The sequence below is a fragment of the Collinsella sp. LCP21S3_A9 genome, assembly GCF_052118785.1.
Classification (GTDB): Bacteria; Actinomycetota; Coriobacteriia; order Coriobacteriales; family Coriobacteriaceae; genus Collinsella.
This window is the reverse complement of record NZ_JBQKGN010000021.1, coordinates 1-16,041: the sequence shown is the minus strand read 5'-3', so window position 1 is coordinate 16,041 and position 16,041 is coordinate 1. Positions and strand designations below refer to the sequence as shown.

17 protein-coding genes are annotated in these 16,041 nt (G+C 63.8%); all 17 read right to left on the bottom strand.

Going from position 1 to position 16,041, the window contains the following annotated elements; genetic code table 11:
- Nucleotide 1: 1 nt before the first annotated feature.
- Nucleotides 2-721 (bottom strand): zinc ribbon domain-containing protein, encoded by a 720-nt coding sequence (locus tag ACTQ05_RS08085; protein WP_441538781.1) that lies wholly within the window; start codon nucleotides 719-721, stop codon nucleotides 2-4.
- On the bottom strand, nucleotides 718-1,527 hold the full coding sequence (locus ACTQ05_RS08080; protein ID WP_441538779.1) for a Nif3-like dinuclear metal center hexameric protein: 810 nt from the start codon (nucleotides 1,525-1,527) through the stop codon (nucleotides 718-720). Before ACTQ05_RS08080 ends, ACTQ05_RS08085 begins: the two co-directional genes overlap by 4 nt.
- Nucleotides 1,524-2,702: a cysteine desulfurase family protein gene (locus ACTQ05_RS08075; RefSeq protein ID WP_441538777.1), complete on the bottom strand. Its 1,179-nt coding sequence runs from the start codon at nucleotides 2,700-2,702 to the stop codon at nucleotides 1,524-1,526. The genes ACTQ05_RS08080 and ACTQ05_RS08075 overlap by 4 nt, the downstream gene beginning before the upstream one ends.
- Nucleotides 2,703-2,708: 6 nt before the next feature.
- On the bottom strand, nucleotides 2,709-3,380 hold the full coding sequence (gene rpe, locus ACTQ05_RS08070; protein WP_441030938.1) for a ribulose-phosphate 3-epimerase: 672 nt from the start codon (nucleotides 3,378-3,380) through the stop codon (nucleotides 2,709-2,711).
- An 18-nt stretch (nucleotides 3,381-3,398) separates the two neighbouring features.
- Nucleotides 3,399-4,406 (bottom strand): NAD(P)H-dependent glycerol-3-phosphate dehydrogenase, encoded by a 1,008-nt coding sequence (locus ACTQ05_RS08065; protein WP_441538775.1) that lies wholly within the window; start codon nucleotides 4,404-4,406, stop codon nucleotides 3,399-3,401.
- 9 nt (nucleotides 4,407-4,415) lie between these two features.
- The gene (plsY, locus tag ACTQ05_RS08060) at nucleotides 4,416-5,099 is read right to left on the bottom strand and encodes a glycerol-3-phosphate 1-O-acyltransferase PlsY (protein WP_441538773.1); all 684 of its coding nucleotides are present in this window, start codon (nucleotides 5,097-5,099) and stop codon (nucleotides 4,416-4,418) included.
- A complete protein-coding gene (gene der, locus ACTQ05_RS08055) occupies nucleotides 5,092-6,426 on the bottom strand; it encodes a ribosome biogenesis GTPase Der (protein WP_427748050.1) in 1,335 nt (444 codons plus the stop codon). The genes plsY and der overlap by 8 nt, the downstream gene beginning before the upstream one ends.
- A gap of 10 nt (nucleotides 6,427-6,436) precedes the next feature.
- Complete coding sequence (locus tag ACTQ05_RS08050; RefSeq protein WP_441538771.1) at nucleotides 6,437-7,879, bottom strand: DUF512 domain-containing protein; 1,443 nt, start codon at nucleotides 7,877-7,879, stop codon at nucleotides 6,437-6,439.
- 2 nt (nucleotides 7,880-7,881) lie between these two features.
- Nucleotides 7,882-8,781, bottom strand: coding sequence for a 4-hydroxy-3-methylbut-2-enyl diphosphate reductase (locus ACTQ05_RS08045; protein WP_441538769.1), 900 nt, complete (start codon nucleotides 8,779-8,781; stop codon nucleotides 7,882-7,884).
- 2 nt (nucleotides 8,782-8,783) lie between these two features.
- Nucleotides 8,784-9,512, bottom strand: coding sequence for a lysophospholipid acyltransferase family protein (locus ACTQ05_RS08040; RefSeq protein ID WP_441538767.1), 729 nt, complete (start codon nucleotides 9,510-9,512; stop codon nucleotides 8,784-8,786).
- A gap of 3 nt (nucleotides 9,513-9,515) precedes the next feature.
- Nucleotides 9,516-10,202 (bottom strand): (d)CMP kinase, encoded by a 687-nt coding sequence (gene cmk, locus ACTQ05_RS08035; RefSeq protein ID WP_441538765.1) that lies wholly within the window; start codon nucleotides 10,200-10,202, stop codon nucleotides 9,516-9,518.
- 66 nt (nucleotides 10,203-10,268) lie between these two features.
- On the bottom strand, nucleotides 10,269-11,234 hold the full coding sequence (locus ACTQ05_RS08030) for a pseudouridine synthase (protein WP_441538763.1): 966 nt from the start codon (nucleotides 11,232-11,234) through the stop codon (nucleotides 10,269-10,271).
- Nucleotides 11,221-11,949, bottom strand: coding sequence for an SMC-Scp complex subunit ScpB (scpB, locus tag ACTQ05_RS08025; protein WP_441538761.1), 729 nt, complete (start codon nucleotides 11,947-11,949; stop codon nucleotides 11,221-11,223). The genes ACTQ05_RS08030 and scpB overlap by 14 nt, the downstream gene beginning before the upstream one ends.
- Nucleotides 11,950-11,960: 11 nt before the next feature.
- On the bottom strand, nucleotides 11,961-12,770 hold the full coding sequence (locus ACTQ05_RS08020) for a segregation and condensation protein A (protein ID WP_427748056.1): 810 nt from the start codon (nucleotides 12,768-12,770) through the stop codon (nucleotides 11,961-11,963).
- 84 nt (nucleotides 12,771-12,854) lie between these two features.
- Complete coding sequence (locus ACTQ05_RS08015; RefSeq protein ID WP_441538759.1) at nucleotides 12,855-13,538, bottom strand: site-2 protease family protein; 684 nt, start codon at nucleotides 13,536-13,538, stop codon at nucleotides 12,855-12,857.
- 9 nt (nucleotides 13,539-13,547) lie between these two features.
- Nucleotides 13,548-13,844, bottom strand: a complete 297-nt coding sequence (locus tag ACTQ05_RS08010; protein WP_427717404.1) for a hypothetical protein — start codon at nucleotides 13,842-13,844, stop codon at nucleotides 13,548-13,550.
- Nucleotides 13,831-15,861 carry an ABC-F family ATP-binding cassette domain-containing protein gene (locus tag ACTQ05_RS08005; RefSeq protein ID WP_441538757.1) on the bottom strand — a complete coding sequence of 677 codons (2,031 nt, stop codon included), beginning with the start codon at nucleotides 15,859-15,861 and terminating at the stop codon, nucleotides 13,831-13,833. The genes ACTQ05_RS08010 and ACTQ05_RS08005 overlap by 14 nt, the downstream gene beginning before the upstream one ends.
- Nucleotides 15,862-16,041: the final 180 nt, after the last annotated feature.

Below are 16,041 nucleotides of genomic sequence, written 5' to 3'. Positions count from 1 at the left end.
GTTAGGCTTCCTTGTTGGGGAGCACGAGCAGGCGGTGGCAGTACGGGCAGTGCGTGATCTCACTACCGTCGTGGTTGAGGTCGCTCATGGACGACGCCTGCAGCGCGGTGTGGCAGACCGTGGGGATGTTGCCCTTAATGGTCTCGACGGCCAGGCCACGGAACTGCTTGAGCAGACGCTCGTAGTCGGTGAGCACGTCGGTCGGCAGCGTGGCGGCGAGCGCGGTGCGCTCCTTGGTGGCGGCATCAATCTGAGCCTGGAGGTCGGCGGCCTTGGCGCGGGCAGCCTTGGTGTCGGCCTTCACGCCCTCCTCGAATTTGGCGATGATGTCCTGCGCGCGAGCCTCACGGTCGAGCGCCTCCTTGTGGGCGATAACGACATCCTTGCGGGTGTGCTCAATCTTGTCCAGGCGCTTGGCCAGGGTGGCGAGCTCGTTTTCCAGATCCTGGACCTCGCGGTAGTCAGAGCCGTCGACGTGGCGTTTCTTGGCGGACTCGATGGCGTTGTTGGTCTGGATCTCGGTGGTGTTGAGATCGTCCAGCTCAATGTCGAGGTCCTTGCGCTGAGCATAGAGCTTGGTCATTTCGGACTTAAGCTTTACATAGGTTTTGCGCTTTGAGGCGAGCTCCTTAAGCTCCGGCATATTGGCAAGTTCGCTCTTGTTGCGGGCGAGCTCCAAATCGATCTGTTGCAGCTTGAGTAGCGTAGCGCCGGCGCTCATAAGTTCTCTCCTTTTGTCACAGTCCACCATTGGCAAGGGTTCAGTATTTTAATCGCATGACGGGGGTCGACCCCGGCGTCAACCGCAGAGTTCATTAAGATATCCACGAACGGCTCCTCGGAGCGGTCGTGGCCGAGCAGAATCACGCTCAGCCCGCGCAAGGCAAGATCTTGCGCCACGTGATAGCCCGCCTCGCCCGTCACGATGACATCCGCACCGGCGGCGATGGCAAGCTCGCCAAAGTCGCCGAGGGAGCCGCCCAGAATGGCGACGGTGCGGCACGGGCGCTCGGCATCGCCCCATACGCGTGGGTCGCTGCCAAAGGCCGTGGCAGCACGGGCGGCAAGATCGCGCAGCGTGCACGGGTCGTTGAGTGTCGCAAAAACTCCCAGGCCGCAGGCCTCGGGGTCGTCTACGTGCTCCAACGAGCTTGCAGGCGCCGCGTCCAACAGCTTACTTAGGCAGATGCGTGCCTCGTGCGAGCGGTCCAGGTTGGTGTGGAGCGAGATAATGCTCACCCCGCAGCGGGCCGCCTCGTAGAGCGCCGCGCTGCATTGGGGGCGCGTTGCGCTGGGCGGGCAAAACGACTCGGGCGCCTTGATGTAGACGGGATGATGCGTGAGCAACACGTTGGCTCCGGCTTCCAAGGCGCGCTGCACGTTGTCCCTGGTAGCGTCAAGCGCGCAGGCAACGCCGCGGATCTCGTCGTCGGGGTCACCAACGGATAAGCCTACGTGGTCCCAGGGCTCGGCGTCCATTTTGGGATAGCGTGCCAGCAGGGCGCGCTCGAGATCGGCGACGATCATGCGGCACCTACAATCGAGAGCAGCGTCTGGGCAAAGTCGTCCAGATCGGCCGGATTCACGCGGTCATCGAAGGAGATGCGCAGTGCGCCCAGCGCCTGCTCGCGACCAATGCCCATGGCGCTCAGCACGTGGCTCGGGTCCATGCTGCCGCTCGAGCAAGCCGATCCGGCCGAAACCTCAAAACCGGCGGCGTCGAGCTTGATGATGAGCTCCTCGGAGTCCATGCCGTCAATATAGATCGATACCATGCCGGGCAGACGGTCGGCCTGCGTGTAGTCGCCCATGGTGGCGTGAATGCGCGGATGGGCCGTGAGCGTGGCGTAGAGCTTGTCGGAAAGGGCTTGCAGCTTCTCGCGCTCCTGAGCCACATGGGGCGCCAGAGACGAGGCGGCAGCGGCAAAGGCCAGCTGCGTGCGCAGGTCCTGCGTGCCGGCACGACGTCCGGCTTCCTGTCCTCCGCCAAAGATGCGGGGGCGCAGCGGCGTGCGGCTTTTTAGGTATAACGCGCCGGAGGCTACGGGGCCGCCAATCTTGTGTGCTGCAACGGTCATAGCATCGACGCTCAGCTCGGTCACATCGAGCGGAATATGCAGATAGCCCTGGATGGCATCGGTGTGGAACAGGGCGCCCGCGGTATGCGCAGCCGCGGCAAGCTCGCGAATGGGCTGCACCACGCCGGTCTCGTTGTTGGCGGCCATGATGCTCACGAGCGCGACGTCGTCGCCCAACAAGTCGCTCAGCTCGGCAGGCTCGATGTAGCCCGCACGGCAGGGCTGCACCAGGTTGACGGTAAAGCCCGCGGCTCGCAGCAGCGGCAGGTTGTCCAGGATCGAATCGTGCTCGATCGCAGACACGATCACGCGCTCGCGCTTACGATCGCGCTGACGAGCACCCTCGGCAAGTCCGAGGAGCGCCAGCTGGTTGGCCTCGGTACCGCCGTTGGTTAGTACAATCTCGGACGGGCGAACACGCGCGCCAAAGCTGCGGGCGATCTCGCGGCGTGCAACCTCCAGACGTGCGGCAGCCTTGCGGCCGAGCGAGTGCAGCGAGTTGGGGTTGACGCCGGCAAGCTCGCTTTCGTCGTACTCGCGCTGCGCAAGGAGCGCCTCGGCGCGCATGGGCGTCGAGGCGGCATAGTCAAGATTCACGGGTATGCGGTTTTGACCTGCGGTCATAAGGGTTTATGCCTCCTGTGCGGCCTCGTTGCCCAGCTTCTGCAGCAGCGCAACCTCGGCGGCGGGATCTTCGGACTTAAATACGGCGGAGCCGGCTACCAGGACATCGGCACCGGCCTTGACGACCTCGGCGATGTTTTTGGAAGAGATGCCGCCGTCGACCTCGATCATGGGCGACACACCGTGGCGCTCGCACATGGCCTTGAGCTCGTGGAGCTTATGCAGCGTGCCCGGGATAAAGCTCTGGCCGCCAAAGCCGGGGTTCACGCTCATGAGCAGCACCATGTCGACGACCTCGATGATGCTCTCGAGCACGCAGACGGGCGTGGCGGGGTTGAGCACCACGCCGGCCTTGACGCCGCGCTGCTGCAGATGCGTGAGCGTGCGGTGCAGGTGCGTGGAGGCCTCGTAGTGCACGGTGATCATATCGGCGCCGGCGTCGGCATACCAATCGACCGTCTCGTCGGGGTTCGACACCATCAGGTGCGCGTCGACCGGCACCTTGGTGGAGCGCTTGACGGCCTTGAGGATTTCGACGCCAAAGGTGAGGTTGCCGGTAAAGTGACCGTCCATGACGTCGAAGTGCACATAGTCGGCGCCGGCGATCTTGTCGAGCTCGCCCTTGAGGTTGGCCATGTCGGCTGAGAGGACGGACGGAGCGATTTTAATGGAACCCATGGTAGTAGCCTTTCTGCGCTAGTCGGTGAGTCCGTAGAACTCTTGAGAGGGGACGCGGTCGGTAAGGATCTCGAGCGCCCTATCCAAAGTAACACCGTTGTAGAGCGTTTGCTCCACGGCAAAGGTGAGCGGAATGTCTACGCCCAGCGAACGGGCGAGCTCGCTCACGCTGCGGGCGGCGACGGCGCCCTCGACCACCATATGCGTGCGCGCCTGGTACTCGTCGAGCGATACGCCGTGGGCAAACTCGTAGCCGAAGGTGCGGTTGCGCGAATGCTCGGAGGTGCAGGTGGCAATAAGGTCTCCCATGCCGGCAAGACCCATACAGGTCATGGCCTGGCCGCCGCGGGCGTGTACCAGACGGCTGATTTCTGCCAGGCCGCGCGTCATGATAAGGGCGAGCGTGTTGTCGCCCCCGCCGGTACCGGCGGAGATGCCGCACACGATGGCGATGACGTTTTTCATGGCGCCGCAAACCTCGACGCCGGTCATGTCCTGCGACAGGTAGATGCGGAAGGCCGTGGATAGGAGCAGGTCCTTAAAGGTCTCCCCTACCTGCGAGTCTTTGCTGGCGATGACGGCGGCGGAAAGTCCGCCGCGGCATATCTCCTCGGCATGGTTGGGGCCCGAGAGCGCCGCCACACGTGCCTCGTTGCCGATCTCGCTGGCGATGACCTCGCTCATGAGCATGCCGGACTCGGGCTCGATGCCCTTGGTAAGGCACAAGACGGGGGTGTCGGCGGCGATATAGGGTGCCGCCTGGTGGCAGACGCCACGCAGGTGCGTCGAAGGCACGGCAAAGATGATGGCGTCGGCACCGTCGAGCGCCTGGGCCAGGTCCGTCGTGGCGACAACGTTTTCCGGCAGCACGTAGTCCACCAGATAGCGCGGGTTGCGGTGCTCGCCGTTAATGCCGGCGGCCGTCTGCTCACTATGGGCCCACATGGTCACGCGCTCGGCTCGCGCGGCGGCAAGGCCGGCGACGGCGGTTCCCCAGGAGCCGGAGCCAATCAGCGCAACATTCATGACTCTCTCCTACTTATCGTCGGGCTCGGTGACGCGCTTGGTAAACGAGAGCTTGGATTCCTTACCCGTCATGAGCTTTTTGATGTTCGCGCGATGGGCCCACACCACGGTGATGCCGATCATCGCCATACAAAACTTGAGGCCCAGGCTGCTGTACGGAAAGACCGCGCAGGCGGCGATGGGAAGACCGATGGCCGAGGCAAGCGAGCCCACCGACACATACTTGGTGACGGAGACGGCCACGATAAACATGCCCAGCAGCGAAAGTCCGATGGGCCAGTACCAGGCGAGTATGACGCCCAGCCCCACGGCAATGCCCTTGCCGCCACGGAAGTTGAGGTAGGGCGAGAATATGTGGCCCCACACGGCAGCCAGGCAAATGACGCCGAGCATCCAGTCGCCGGCGGCACCGGGAGCCATGATGCTCACCGGGAAGCCATAGCCCACGCTCGCGATGAGCGGACGCGCGATAAGGACGCAGATGGCGCCCTTCAAGCAGTCGAGCAGCAGCGTGAGCGCGGCGACCTTGGGGCCGGCTACGCGCAGGGCGTTGGTGGTGCCGATGTTGCCGGAGCCCGCCTTGCGAATATCCGTGTGGTTGAACACGCGGCCCAGGATCAGGCCAAACGGAATCGCTCCGATAAAGAACGAGACCACGGCGCAGACGGCGGTCAGCAGAATCGGATTATGCATCCTTTTGCTCCTTCTTCCTAAAGAAGAGTCGAATGGGCGTGCCGGAAAAGTCGAAGGTCGAGCGCATGCGGTTCTCCACGTAGCGCTGGTAGGTGTCGTTGACCAGGTCGCTGTGGTTGACGAAGAATGTAAACGTCGGCGGGTTGACGCCCGTCTGGGTCACGTAGTGCATGCGCAGGCGACGCTTGCCGTCCACCACGGTGTGGCCAAACTCGCGCAGGTCGGTGAGGAAGGTGTTGAGGCGCGAGGTGGTGATCTTTTGCGAGCGCGTCTTCTCGGCAGCGTCGACCATTGCCCAGATCTTCTCGACGCTGCGGCCGGTCAGGGCCGAGATGCGCAGGTACTGGGCCCAGGGAGCCATGACGCCCAAACGGCGGTCGACGGTCTCCATGCAGGCCTCGCGCTTGCGGTCGTCGTCGAGCAGATCCCACTTGTTGAGCAGTACGACGATGGCGCAGCCGCGTTCGATGGCCAAGCCCATGACCTTCTGGTCCTGCTCGGTTACGCCCACGGAGGCGTCGACGACGAGCAGTGCCACGTCAGCACGGTCGATGGCGCGCAGGCCGCGGACCATGGAGTAGTACTCGATGTTCTCGTACACGGTGCTCTTCTTGCGAATACCCGCGGTGTCGACCATGCGGTAGTGCTTGCCGTTGCGCTCCACGACGGTGTCGATGGCGTCGCGCGTCGTGCCAGCAATGTTGGACACAATAGAGCGGTCGGCACCCAGGATGCGGTTGAACAGCGAGGACTTACCGGCATTGGGGCGGCCGATGATGGCGACGTTCAGCGCGTCGGGGAACTCGTCGGCGACCTCGTCCTCCTCCTCGGGCAACAGGGCAACGATGTCGTCGAGCAGGTCGCCCGTGCCGTGGCCGTGCAGGGCCGAGAGCGGCGTTGGCTCGCCGATGCCGAGCGAATAAAACTCCCAGATGCTGTCGTTTTCGCGATCGGGGTTGTCGAGCTTGTTCACCAGCAGAAAGACCGGCTTGTCGCAGCGCTTGAGCATGCGGGCGACCGACTCGTCCTCCTCGGTGACGCCGGTGCGGCCGTCGACCACAAATAGGATGACGGCGGCTTCCTCGGCGGCGGCGAGGGCCTGGTCGCGGATGGACGTGGCAAAGACGTCATCGCTCTTGAGCGGCTCGATGCCACCCGTGTCGACGATGGTGAACTCGCGGCCGTTCCAATCGGCCGTGTGGTAGGAGCGGTCGCGCGTTACGCCGCGGGACTCATGGACGATGGCGTCCGAGGTCTGGGCCAGGCGGTTAACGAGCGTGGACTTGCCCACGTTGGGGCGTCCGACGACGGCGACGATAGGTTTCATCTGCACTCCTTTAATGGGTAGGGTCAGCGGAATTAGTAGAGCCTGCGGGCACAATGCCAAGGATATGCTCCAGGGTATCGAGCAGCTCATGCGGCATGGTCGACACCACATGAACCTCGGCGCCGCGAGCTTCAAGGGTTGCGAGTAAATCGTCACGATGATACTCGTCAAGCGTCATGCCGTCAGCGTTGAACATGAGCTTAGGCACAAAGAGCATAACCCCCGAGAGGTCCTGCGGCAGCTGCTCCAGAATGTCGCAGGCGACGATGAGGCCGGTCACGTCCACGTTGCCGCCAAAGTAACGGTTTTCGATAGCGGTGACGGTGCCGGCAAGGCCCCGTGGCGACTCCACAAAGCGCGCCACGGTGTCGCGCGCGCTGGTGCCGGAGAGGCACAGGAGGCGCTGGCCACGGGCGGCGATTGCCTCGCGGACGCGGGCCAGACGCTCGGCGTCGGCGGTGAGCACATCGTCAGTCTCGTCCAAATAGGAGCGAATCATACCGATGCCGTCGTAATACTGCGGGTAGCCGTCGTAAAAATCGGCCTGGGGTGGCTCGATGCCGGCGTCCAGATAGAACTCGTCGCTCATCTGGAAGGTGTGGCGGCCAAAGCGCTTGTAGGCACGATCCTGGAAGGGACGGATCATGGCAATGGTTTCGCGCGCGAGCTCGGGCTTGTCGCTGTATGACCAGGTAAAGCGCCTCTGGTGCTTGGTAAAACCGAGCGGCACAATGCCCAGGCTCGTGATCTGCTCGTGTTCCTCGCAAAAGCGTAGGGTCTTTTGCAGCTCCTCGCCGTCGTTCATGCCGGGGCACAAAACGATCTGCGCGTGAATCTCGATGCCGGCGGCCATGATGGTCTCGAGCACGTCCATGCCGCGCTGGGCGTTACGGCCCATCATGCGGCGGCGGACGTCGGGGCTTACGGCATGGACCGACACGTTCATGGGACTCATATTGCGGTCGATAACGTTTTGCACGTCCTCGTCGGAAAGGTTCGTGAGCGTGACAAAGTTGCCCTGCAAAAAGCTCAGGCGGTAGTCGTCATCGCGAATATACAGCGTGGAGCGGCCGCCCTTGGGCAGCATGGTCATAAAGCAGAACACGCAGGCGTTCACACAGGTACGCATGCCGTCAAAGATGGGGCCGTCGAACTCAAGGCCCCAGTCCTCGCCGGGAAAGCGGTCGAGTTCAACGGGGGTGACGGTGTTGTCGCGCGGGTCGAGAATCTCAAGTTCGACGGTGTCCTCGTCGGCCTCCCAGAGCCACACGATCATATCGGTCAGCTGCTCGCCGTTGACCGTGAGCACGCGCATGCCCGGCTCGATACCTACATCCCATGCGGGCGATTCGGGACGCACGTTCTTTACGAGCGCGCCCTCACCCGGCTCGGGGTCGCGGCTGCGCCCGTAATCGGCCACCTCGGCGGCGTATGCGGGTACGGTCTGGTCCATAATTAGCGACAAAGCTCCTTGATGCGCGCAACGGCGCGTTCGATGTGTTCTTGCGGAGTTGAGGCTCCGGCGGTGATGCCGATGCGGCGCGCGTTGGCAAACCATACGGCCTCAAGCTCGGAAGCTTCCTCGATGTGATGGGTGTGCTCGCAGACATCGGCACAAATCTGCGCCAGGCGGCGCGTATTGCCCGAATTTTTGCCGCCCACGACGACCATGCAATCACAGCGTTTGGCAAGGGTTGCCGCCGCCTGCTGTCGCTCGCTCGTGGCAGCGCAGATCGTGTTAATCACACGCAGCTCCTGCACGCGCGGGGTGATGGAGGCCACAACCTCGGCCAGGTTCTGCGCGGTTTGGGTGGTCTGCACAACCAGGCCCACCTTGCCCTTGAGCGGCAGCGCGTCCGCATCGGCGGCGCAACTCACGACCTGCGCGTCATCGCCGGCGTGGCCCAGGATGCCCTCGACCTCGGGGTGGCCCGGCTCGCCCACGACGATCACGCGGTAGCCCTCGCGCACCAGGCGCTCGGCCGCCACATGGACCTTCTTGACGTAGGGGCAGGTGGCATCGACCACGGTAAGGCCCCGCTCGCGAGCAGCCTCGATGACCTGCGGCACCACACCGTGGGCGCGGATGATCACGGTGCCCGACGCAGCGTCGTCCAAGGTGTCGGCCAGACCGACGCCTGCCTCGGCGAGCTCGCGCACCACGATGGGGTTATGGATGAGTGGGCCTAGGGTGTGGACCTGAGCGTCCTCCCCCGCCTGCGGCGCGGCGGCCAGTGCCATATCGAGTGCACGCTGCACGCCGTAGCAGGTACCGGCATGCGCTGCGATTTCGATGGTGGGGGCGTCTGCCTTGCCGGGCGCAGCCTCGACAGTGTTCATGACGATTTCGCCCATGGCTAGAACCTGCCGGGGTGCTCGGCGCACAGGTCGTCGCGCATGGCGTAGACGCGGCTCATGGCCTCGGACTCAAACCATGCCAGGCGCTCCTTGCGCTTGAGCTCGGCCGGTGCATCGGATAGCGAGATGGCCTTGCCTGCACGGATCCAGCACTTTTTGGGGCGCATGAGCTTTTTGCCCGCAGGCGTGATATCGGACCAGCCGCAGATGGCGAGCGGGTTGACGGGCGCCTTGCCCATCTGGGCGATAAGCGCAAAACCGCCGTGGACCTCGGGCTTAATCTCGCGCGAGCGGATGCGCGTGCCCTCGGGGAAGATCAGGACGTCCTCGCCGCGCTGCAGTGCATGCTGGGCGGCACGCAGGCACTTCATGTCGGCGGTGCCACGCTCGACGGGAATACCGCCCACGCGGCTAAAGGCCCAGCGCACGATCTTGCTCTTGGCAAACTCGGACTTAAAAATGGGGCGAATGCGGCGGCCGCCAAAAAACAGCGCCGTCTCTACAGCCAGGAGCTCGGCCATCGAGGTGTGGTTGCAGATGACCACGCTGCCGCGGCCTTCCTGGCGCTCAAACAGCAGGTCGCTGTCCTCGACCTTCCAACGCCACATGAGCTTGGAGAAGACCCACAGGATGCCCATGACCATGAAGACGGTGCCGCGGATGAGCGCGGGGAACTCGGCATAAGGCGCGTTGTAGTAATCCTCGGGCGTCTGCTTAAACAGGCGCATGAGCTACCTCCTTTGGTTGATGAGGTCCTCGATTATCGAGACGACCTCGTCGATGGTATGTGCGGTGGAGTCGACGTGCACGGCGTCCTCGGCGGGCACGAGCGGCGCGACCTCGCGGCTGCTGTCGAGCTTGTCGCGCTGCTTGAGGGCGTCGAGGGTCTCGTCGACCTCGGCCTCGAGCTGCTCTTCGGTGGGCGGCTGGGCATCGTTTTGGTGGCGCTGCAGCACGCGGCGACGGGCGCGCTCGCGCGGATCTGCGGTCAGGAACACCTTGACCTGCGCGTTGGGGAACACGACGGTGCCGATGTCGCGGCCCTCAGCCACGATATCGCGGTCCTCGGCGGCGCGACGCTGATGGATGAGCATGGCCGCGCGTACGCCCGGGTAGGCTGAGACCTTGGAGACGTTGGCGTCCACCTGCGGGGTGCGAATGGCAGCCGAGGCGTCCTGGCCGTCAATGGTCAGGCGCGTGTCCTCGCCGGTGCCGTTGGTAAAGCGAATCTCGATCTGTTCGGCGAGGGCGTCGATGGCAGCCTCGTCGTCCAGATCGATGCCGCGGTCGAGCGCGGCGAAGGTGACGGCGCGATACATGGCGCCCGTGTCGAGCTTGTTAAAGCCCAGCTGGCGGGCGATCTCCTTGGCGATGGTGGACTTGCCGGAACCGGCGGGGCCGTCGATGGCGACGATCATGCAATGCTTCCTTTCGGTGGTTGACGTGCTGGTATGGGGCGCGGGCGCTGCGGCTTGGCGGACTGGCTAGCCCGTGTAGCGCTCGCGGTAGGTGTTGCGCTTGGGCGCGGAGCCGTGGCTGCCGTGGTGGCGCGTGCGAGCCGCGGGGGTCTCCTGGGGCTTGCCACTGCGCATGGCGCCGGCCTGCTTGGGCGGGATGCCGCCGGCCTTGAGGATCTGCACCTCGCGGTCGGTGAGCTCGCGCCACGAGCCCTTGGCCACGTCCTTGAGCTGCAGGCCGGCAAAGTTGCAGCGGTGCAGGCGGATCACCGGGTGGTGGATCTTGCTCAGCATGCGCTTGACCTGGTTTTTGCGGCCCTCGCGGATGATGACCTCCACGGCAGTGGTGCCGGGCGTCACACCCTGCGGAGCCACCGCCTCGGCCTCGCGCGCGCTGATGACACGGCAGATTGCCGGCTGGCAGAGGCCGTCGTCGAGCTCGATGCCGCGGCGCAGCGGTTCCAAGTCGCGATCGGTCAGGTGGCCGTCCACCAGCGCCTGGTAGGTCTTGTAGACGTGCTTGCTGGGGTGCAGCAGGTCCTGCGACAGGTCGCCGTCGGTGGTAAAGAGCAAAAGGCCCGTGGTGTCGCGGTCCAGGCGACCCACCGGGAAGAGCCCCGGAAAGCGGTCGCGCGGGACCAGGTCGGCCACGCAGGGGCGCTCCTGCGGATCGCTCATGGTGGTGAGGTAGCCGGTCGGCTTGTAGAGCATCAGGTACACGGCGCCCTGGTTGAGCTTGACGGGCATGCCGTCAACCTCGATATGGTCGCGGTCCACATCGACCTTGGTACCCAGTTCGGTCGCGACCTGGCCGTTGACAGTCACGCGGCCGGCGGTCATCAGGTCCTCCGAGCCGCGGCGGCTCGCCACGCCCGCGCGCGCCAAAAAGCGCTGCAGGCGCATGGTGTGCGGGTAGACGGGCTGGGCGTCGGTCGCGGGTGCGCCCGTGGCACCGGCGGCGCGCGTCTCCCCTGCTTCGCTAGTCCTCGTCATGCGTATCCTCCGCAGCGTCGTCGACGGCAAGTGTTCCCTCGCCACCGACTGCCTCGACATCCTCAACATCGGTATCCAGCAGCTCGCGCTCTTCGTCCAGGTCCTCGACCTGCTCCTCGAGCGTAGACTGAATGCTGCGGCCGCTCAGGCGCTCGCGGATAAATTGACGCGACTGCTCGTCGGGGGCAAACTGCTCCAGATCGGGCAGGTCGCGGGTGGAGCGCAGACCGAACTTCTCCAAAAAGGCGTTGGTCGTGCCGTAAATGATGGCCTGACCGCGCTGGGGGTCGCGACCGAGCTCGCGCACCAGACCCTTGTCAACGAGCGACGCGATGACGCCGTCGGAGTTGACGCCGCGGATGCCCTTGACCACCTCGCGCGTGACGGGCTGGTGGTAGGCGATCACAGCAAGAGTCTCGAGCGCCGCCTGCGACAGTTTTTGCGTGTCCCAGCTCAGCACATAAGCTTCGACCACGTCATGGTAGGCGGGATGCGTAAACAGGCGCCAGCCGCCGGCGACCTCGCGCAGCTGAAAGCCGCGATTGGCCTCCTCGTACTCAACTTTGAGCTCGGCCAAAAGCGACGCACACTCGCCCGGGGCGATATCCAGCGCATCTGCCAGCGCGGGCGCGCTCACCGGATCGCTCGAAACCAGCAGGAGCGCCTCGAGGGCGCCTTTGAGGCTGTTTGCCTCTAGCGTAGAAAGGGTTGACATGGTTGCCGCTCCTATTCGGTGAGCTCGGGGCCCTCGCCGGGCACGTATGCCTCGGCGCCCTCGACGCGGTTGATGCGGATGGTTCCAAAGATCTCGTCCTGGCTCAGGGTGAGCGAGCCTCGCTTGGCGAGCTCCAGCATGGCCAGGAAGGTGACGACGAGTTGCTCGGTGGTGGCGTCGCCGTCTAACAGCTCGCGGAAGGTGCAGGTTTGGTGCGCCATGGTAAAGCGGTCGACCGAGGCCACCGTCAGGTCGAGCGGCACGCGATGCGGCGCCACGTGCTCGGCCTCCAGCAGGAAGGTCTGGCGCTTGCCGTCAAGGTCGGCGCAGATGACGGCGAGGCCGCGCAGCGTGATACCGGCCAGGTAGTCGGGCATAAGGCCCAAAAACTCGGGGTCGGGACCGGCCACGCGCGGATGCATGCGGCTTTCGGCCTGCATGCGCGCGCCAAGAGCCGCCGCCGCACCCTTAAACTGCTTGTAGGCGATCAGGCGCTGGATCAGGACCTCGCGCAGGGCGTCGCCGTCGAGCGCGCTGAGCTCTTCGAGGTCTTCGTCAATCTCGTCATCGTCGTCGGCTTTGCGCGGGGCCTCCTGCGGCACCAGCGAGGCGGCCTTGATGTCCAAAAGGGTTGCCGCGACCAGTAAAAAGTCGCTCGCCACGTCCAGGTCCAGCGCCTCAATACGCTCGACCTCGGCCAGGTACTGCTCGGCCACCTCGCTGATAGAGATGGCGCCGATATCAACTTTTTGGCGGGTTACCAACTGCAGCAGCAGGTCGAACGGTCCGCTGTAGACCTGCGTCGACACGCGATACGACATCTTCGACCTCCTTTGACGGCGCCTTCGCGGCGCGGTTTGGGTGCATGTTGCGACCGTTTTGCACGGTCGACCTGTAAGTTTACCTTAGATGCCGGCGATTGCGAAGTTAAGCAGCTGCCCAGCGAGCGGATACACGGTAACGTCGAAATATCGTCCGATCACGTCGATGCCGGTCCACATGGGCAGCAGATACAGCACAATGATGAGTATGGGCATGGCGTATTGCTGCAGTTGGTAGTAATTGGTGAGCGCCTTGCCTTTGAGAAACGGCACGATGATAGACGAGCCGTCGAGCGGCGGAATCGGGATGAGGTTAAAGAACGCAAGCGACAGGTTGACCACGATAAAGGTGGCGCCGAAGTTCATGATTTGGGACGCTACGGCAAAGGACATACTGGTGTAGAGGTTGCCGTATGCTGCGTGCATGATGGCGGCCGCAAGGCACGCCAGTGCGATGTTCGATGCGGGGCCTGCCGCGCTCACCAAGACCTCGTCGCGCTTAGGGTGCTTGAGGTTGTTGAGGTAGACCGGCACGGGCTTGGCGAAGGCGAACACCGGGCCGCCGGCGGCGAGCATGAGCAGCGGTAGGATGATGGTGCCAAACGGGTCGATATGGTTGAGCGGGTTGAGCGAGACGCGGCCGCGCGAACGGGCCGTTTTGTCGCCGAGCGCCCAGGCCGCGGCGGCGTGCGCGCTCTCGTGGATCACGATGCCCACGATGACGGCGACGGCGCTGGCAAGCAGGTTCATGAGGTAGCTGCTGGACATGGCACTCCCCTAGCGGACGCGGCGCGAGGCGCGCGTGAGCAGGTAGTCGGCCACAAACAGGATGACGGCCACGATGGCGTAATCCAGGCGGAACACACCGCCAAAGGGCGATGTGATGACGCCGTAGCCGGCGATGGCGCTTGGCAGCGCGCGCGAAAGCTCTACGACAAAGCCCACAATCTGCAGCTTGGCGGAGAGGCCGCTAAAGCACAGCAGCACGGTCATCGCGCTCATAAAGATGCCGCAGATGCGACAAGCGATGGCGATGATGCTCATCGCCACGGCAGCGGCCTTACGAGAGTTCACGCGCGGTCTCCTCTTCGATTTGGGTGGAAAGCTCCAGCCATTCGTCCTCGAGCTTGGGCAGCTCTTGCTTAAGCCCGTTATATTCCCCCAGCGCGGCGTTGAACTTATCCTGATCGGCATAAAGCTCTTCGCTCGCCATCAATTCCATAAGCTCGTCATAGCGGGCGCGCTTTTTGTCGAGCTCGGCCTCGATCTTCTTGAGCTGGTTGCGCACGCCCTTGAGCTTTTTGTTGAGCGCGGCGCGGGCCTGGGCCTCGGCACGCTTTTGCTCCTTGGTCTTTTTGCCCTCGGCAGGCTTGGGGGCGGCGACGCTGGGCTGGGTGGAACTGGTCAGCTTGGTTGCTTTGGTCGTGGCCGGTGTGCTCTCCCCTGCCGCCTCGGCGGCGGCGCGGGCCGCGAGATCCTCGCGCTTGTAGAGGTAGTAGTCGTAGTCGCCGTCATAGACCGTGACCTTGCCATCGCGGATGTCGATCACGCGGTTGGCCACGGCTCGCACCAGGTGCTCGTCGTGACTGATCAGAACAATGGTGCCGGGGAAGTTTTTTAGGGCGTTCTCGAGCATGTCCACCGAGTCGATGTCCAGGTGGTTAGTGGGCTCGTCCAGGCACAGAAGTGCCTCGGGGGCCACGAGCATCTTAGCCAGGGCCAGACGCGCCTTTTCGCCGCCGGAAAGAACGCGGACCTGCTTTTCGATAGAATCGTTGTCACTAAACAGGAAGGCGCCCAGCAGGCTGCGCTGCTGCGGCACGGTCCACTTGGGCGTGACGGTGTCGATTTCTTGCAGGACGGTGTTGGACTCGGTCATGCCCTCGAGCGCGTGCTGGGCGTAATAGGCCACGCCCACGTTGGTACCCAGTTCGCGCGTGCCGGTAGTGGGCGGCTCCAGGCCGGCGATGATCTTCATGAGGGTGGACTTGCCGGCGCCGTTGGGGCCGACGAGCGCCACATGCTCGCCGCGATAAAGTTTGAGGTCGATATCGCTATAGATGTGCTTGTTGCCGTAGGACTTGGACACGCCCTCCAGGCCCACGACCATGTCGCCCGAGCGCGGCGGGTCGGGGAACTTAAAGTCGATGTGCTTGTGGCCCTCGGGCAGGATGACGAGCTCTTTTTTGATCTGCTCGATCTTGCGGATGCGCTCCTGCGCCTGGGCGGCCTTGGTGGGCTTGTAGCGGAACTTGTCAACGAAGACCTGCATGTGGGCGATGTCGCGCTCCTGGGCGGCACGCTTGGCGCGCATCTGCTCCAGGTTGTCCTCGCGCTGCTTGAGGTAGCTGCTGTAATTGCCGGTGTAGGTGGTCACGCGGCGGTTCTCGAGCGCGGCGACGTGGTCGACGCAGGCGTCCATAAAGGCGCGGTCGTGGCTGACGATGAGCACGGCGCCGTCGTAGTTGGCGATAAAGCCGCGCAACCACTGGACGCTTTCGAGGTCCAGGTGGTTGGTGGGCTCGTCCAGAAGCAGCAGGTCGGGATGACGCAGGAAGAGCTTGGCCAGCGCGATGCGCATCTGCCAGCCGCCCGAGAACTCGGAACACGGGCGCTCAAAGTCGGTGACCTTAAAGCCCAGACCGGACAGGATCTTACGGGCATTGCTTTCGAGCTCGTAGCCGCCCAAGTGCTCAAAGCGGTCCTGGACCTGGCCGTACTCGTTAAGGAGCGCGTCGACGTCCTTGCCCTGCTCAGAGAGCTCGGTGATCTGGGCCTGCAGCTCGTTGGCGCGCTCACCCATGCGGCGGATTTCCTTGGCGGCGGCCATGACCTCGGCGAGGATGGTCGTATCCTTGTGCTCCAGGTTGGTTTCCTGCTCGAGGTAGCCCACCTGACAGTCCTTGGAGTACTGGACCTGGCCGGCGTCGGGGCTGTCGATACCCATGATGATTTTGAGCATGGTGGTTTTGCCGGCGCCGTTGGGTCCCACGAGCGCAAAGCGTTCGCCGGGGTTGATCTGGAAGGACGCGCCGCTAAAGAGGACGCGCGCGCCGAAGCTTTTTTCAATCTTGTCGACCAGGAGGATCATGGTGCCGCCTTTGACCTTGTGTGCCTATATGAAAAAAGGCCCCAACTTGCGTTGGAGCCTCATTCAATGCTCGGGTGGAGCAGAAGCTACTTACTGCGAACACTATATATGCCAACTCAGTTGAAATCAAGCTAACGCGGAACTGGATTGCCGTCATTACTTTTTGCGAATCGTCGAACA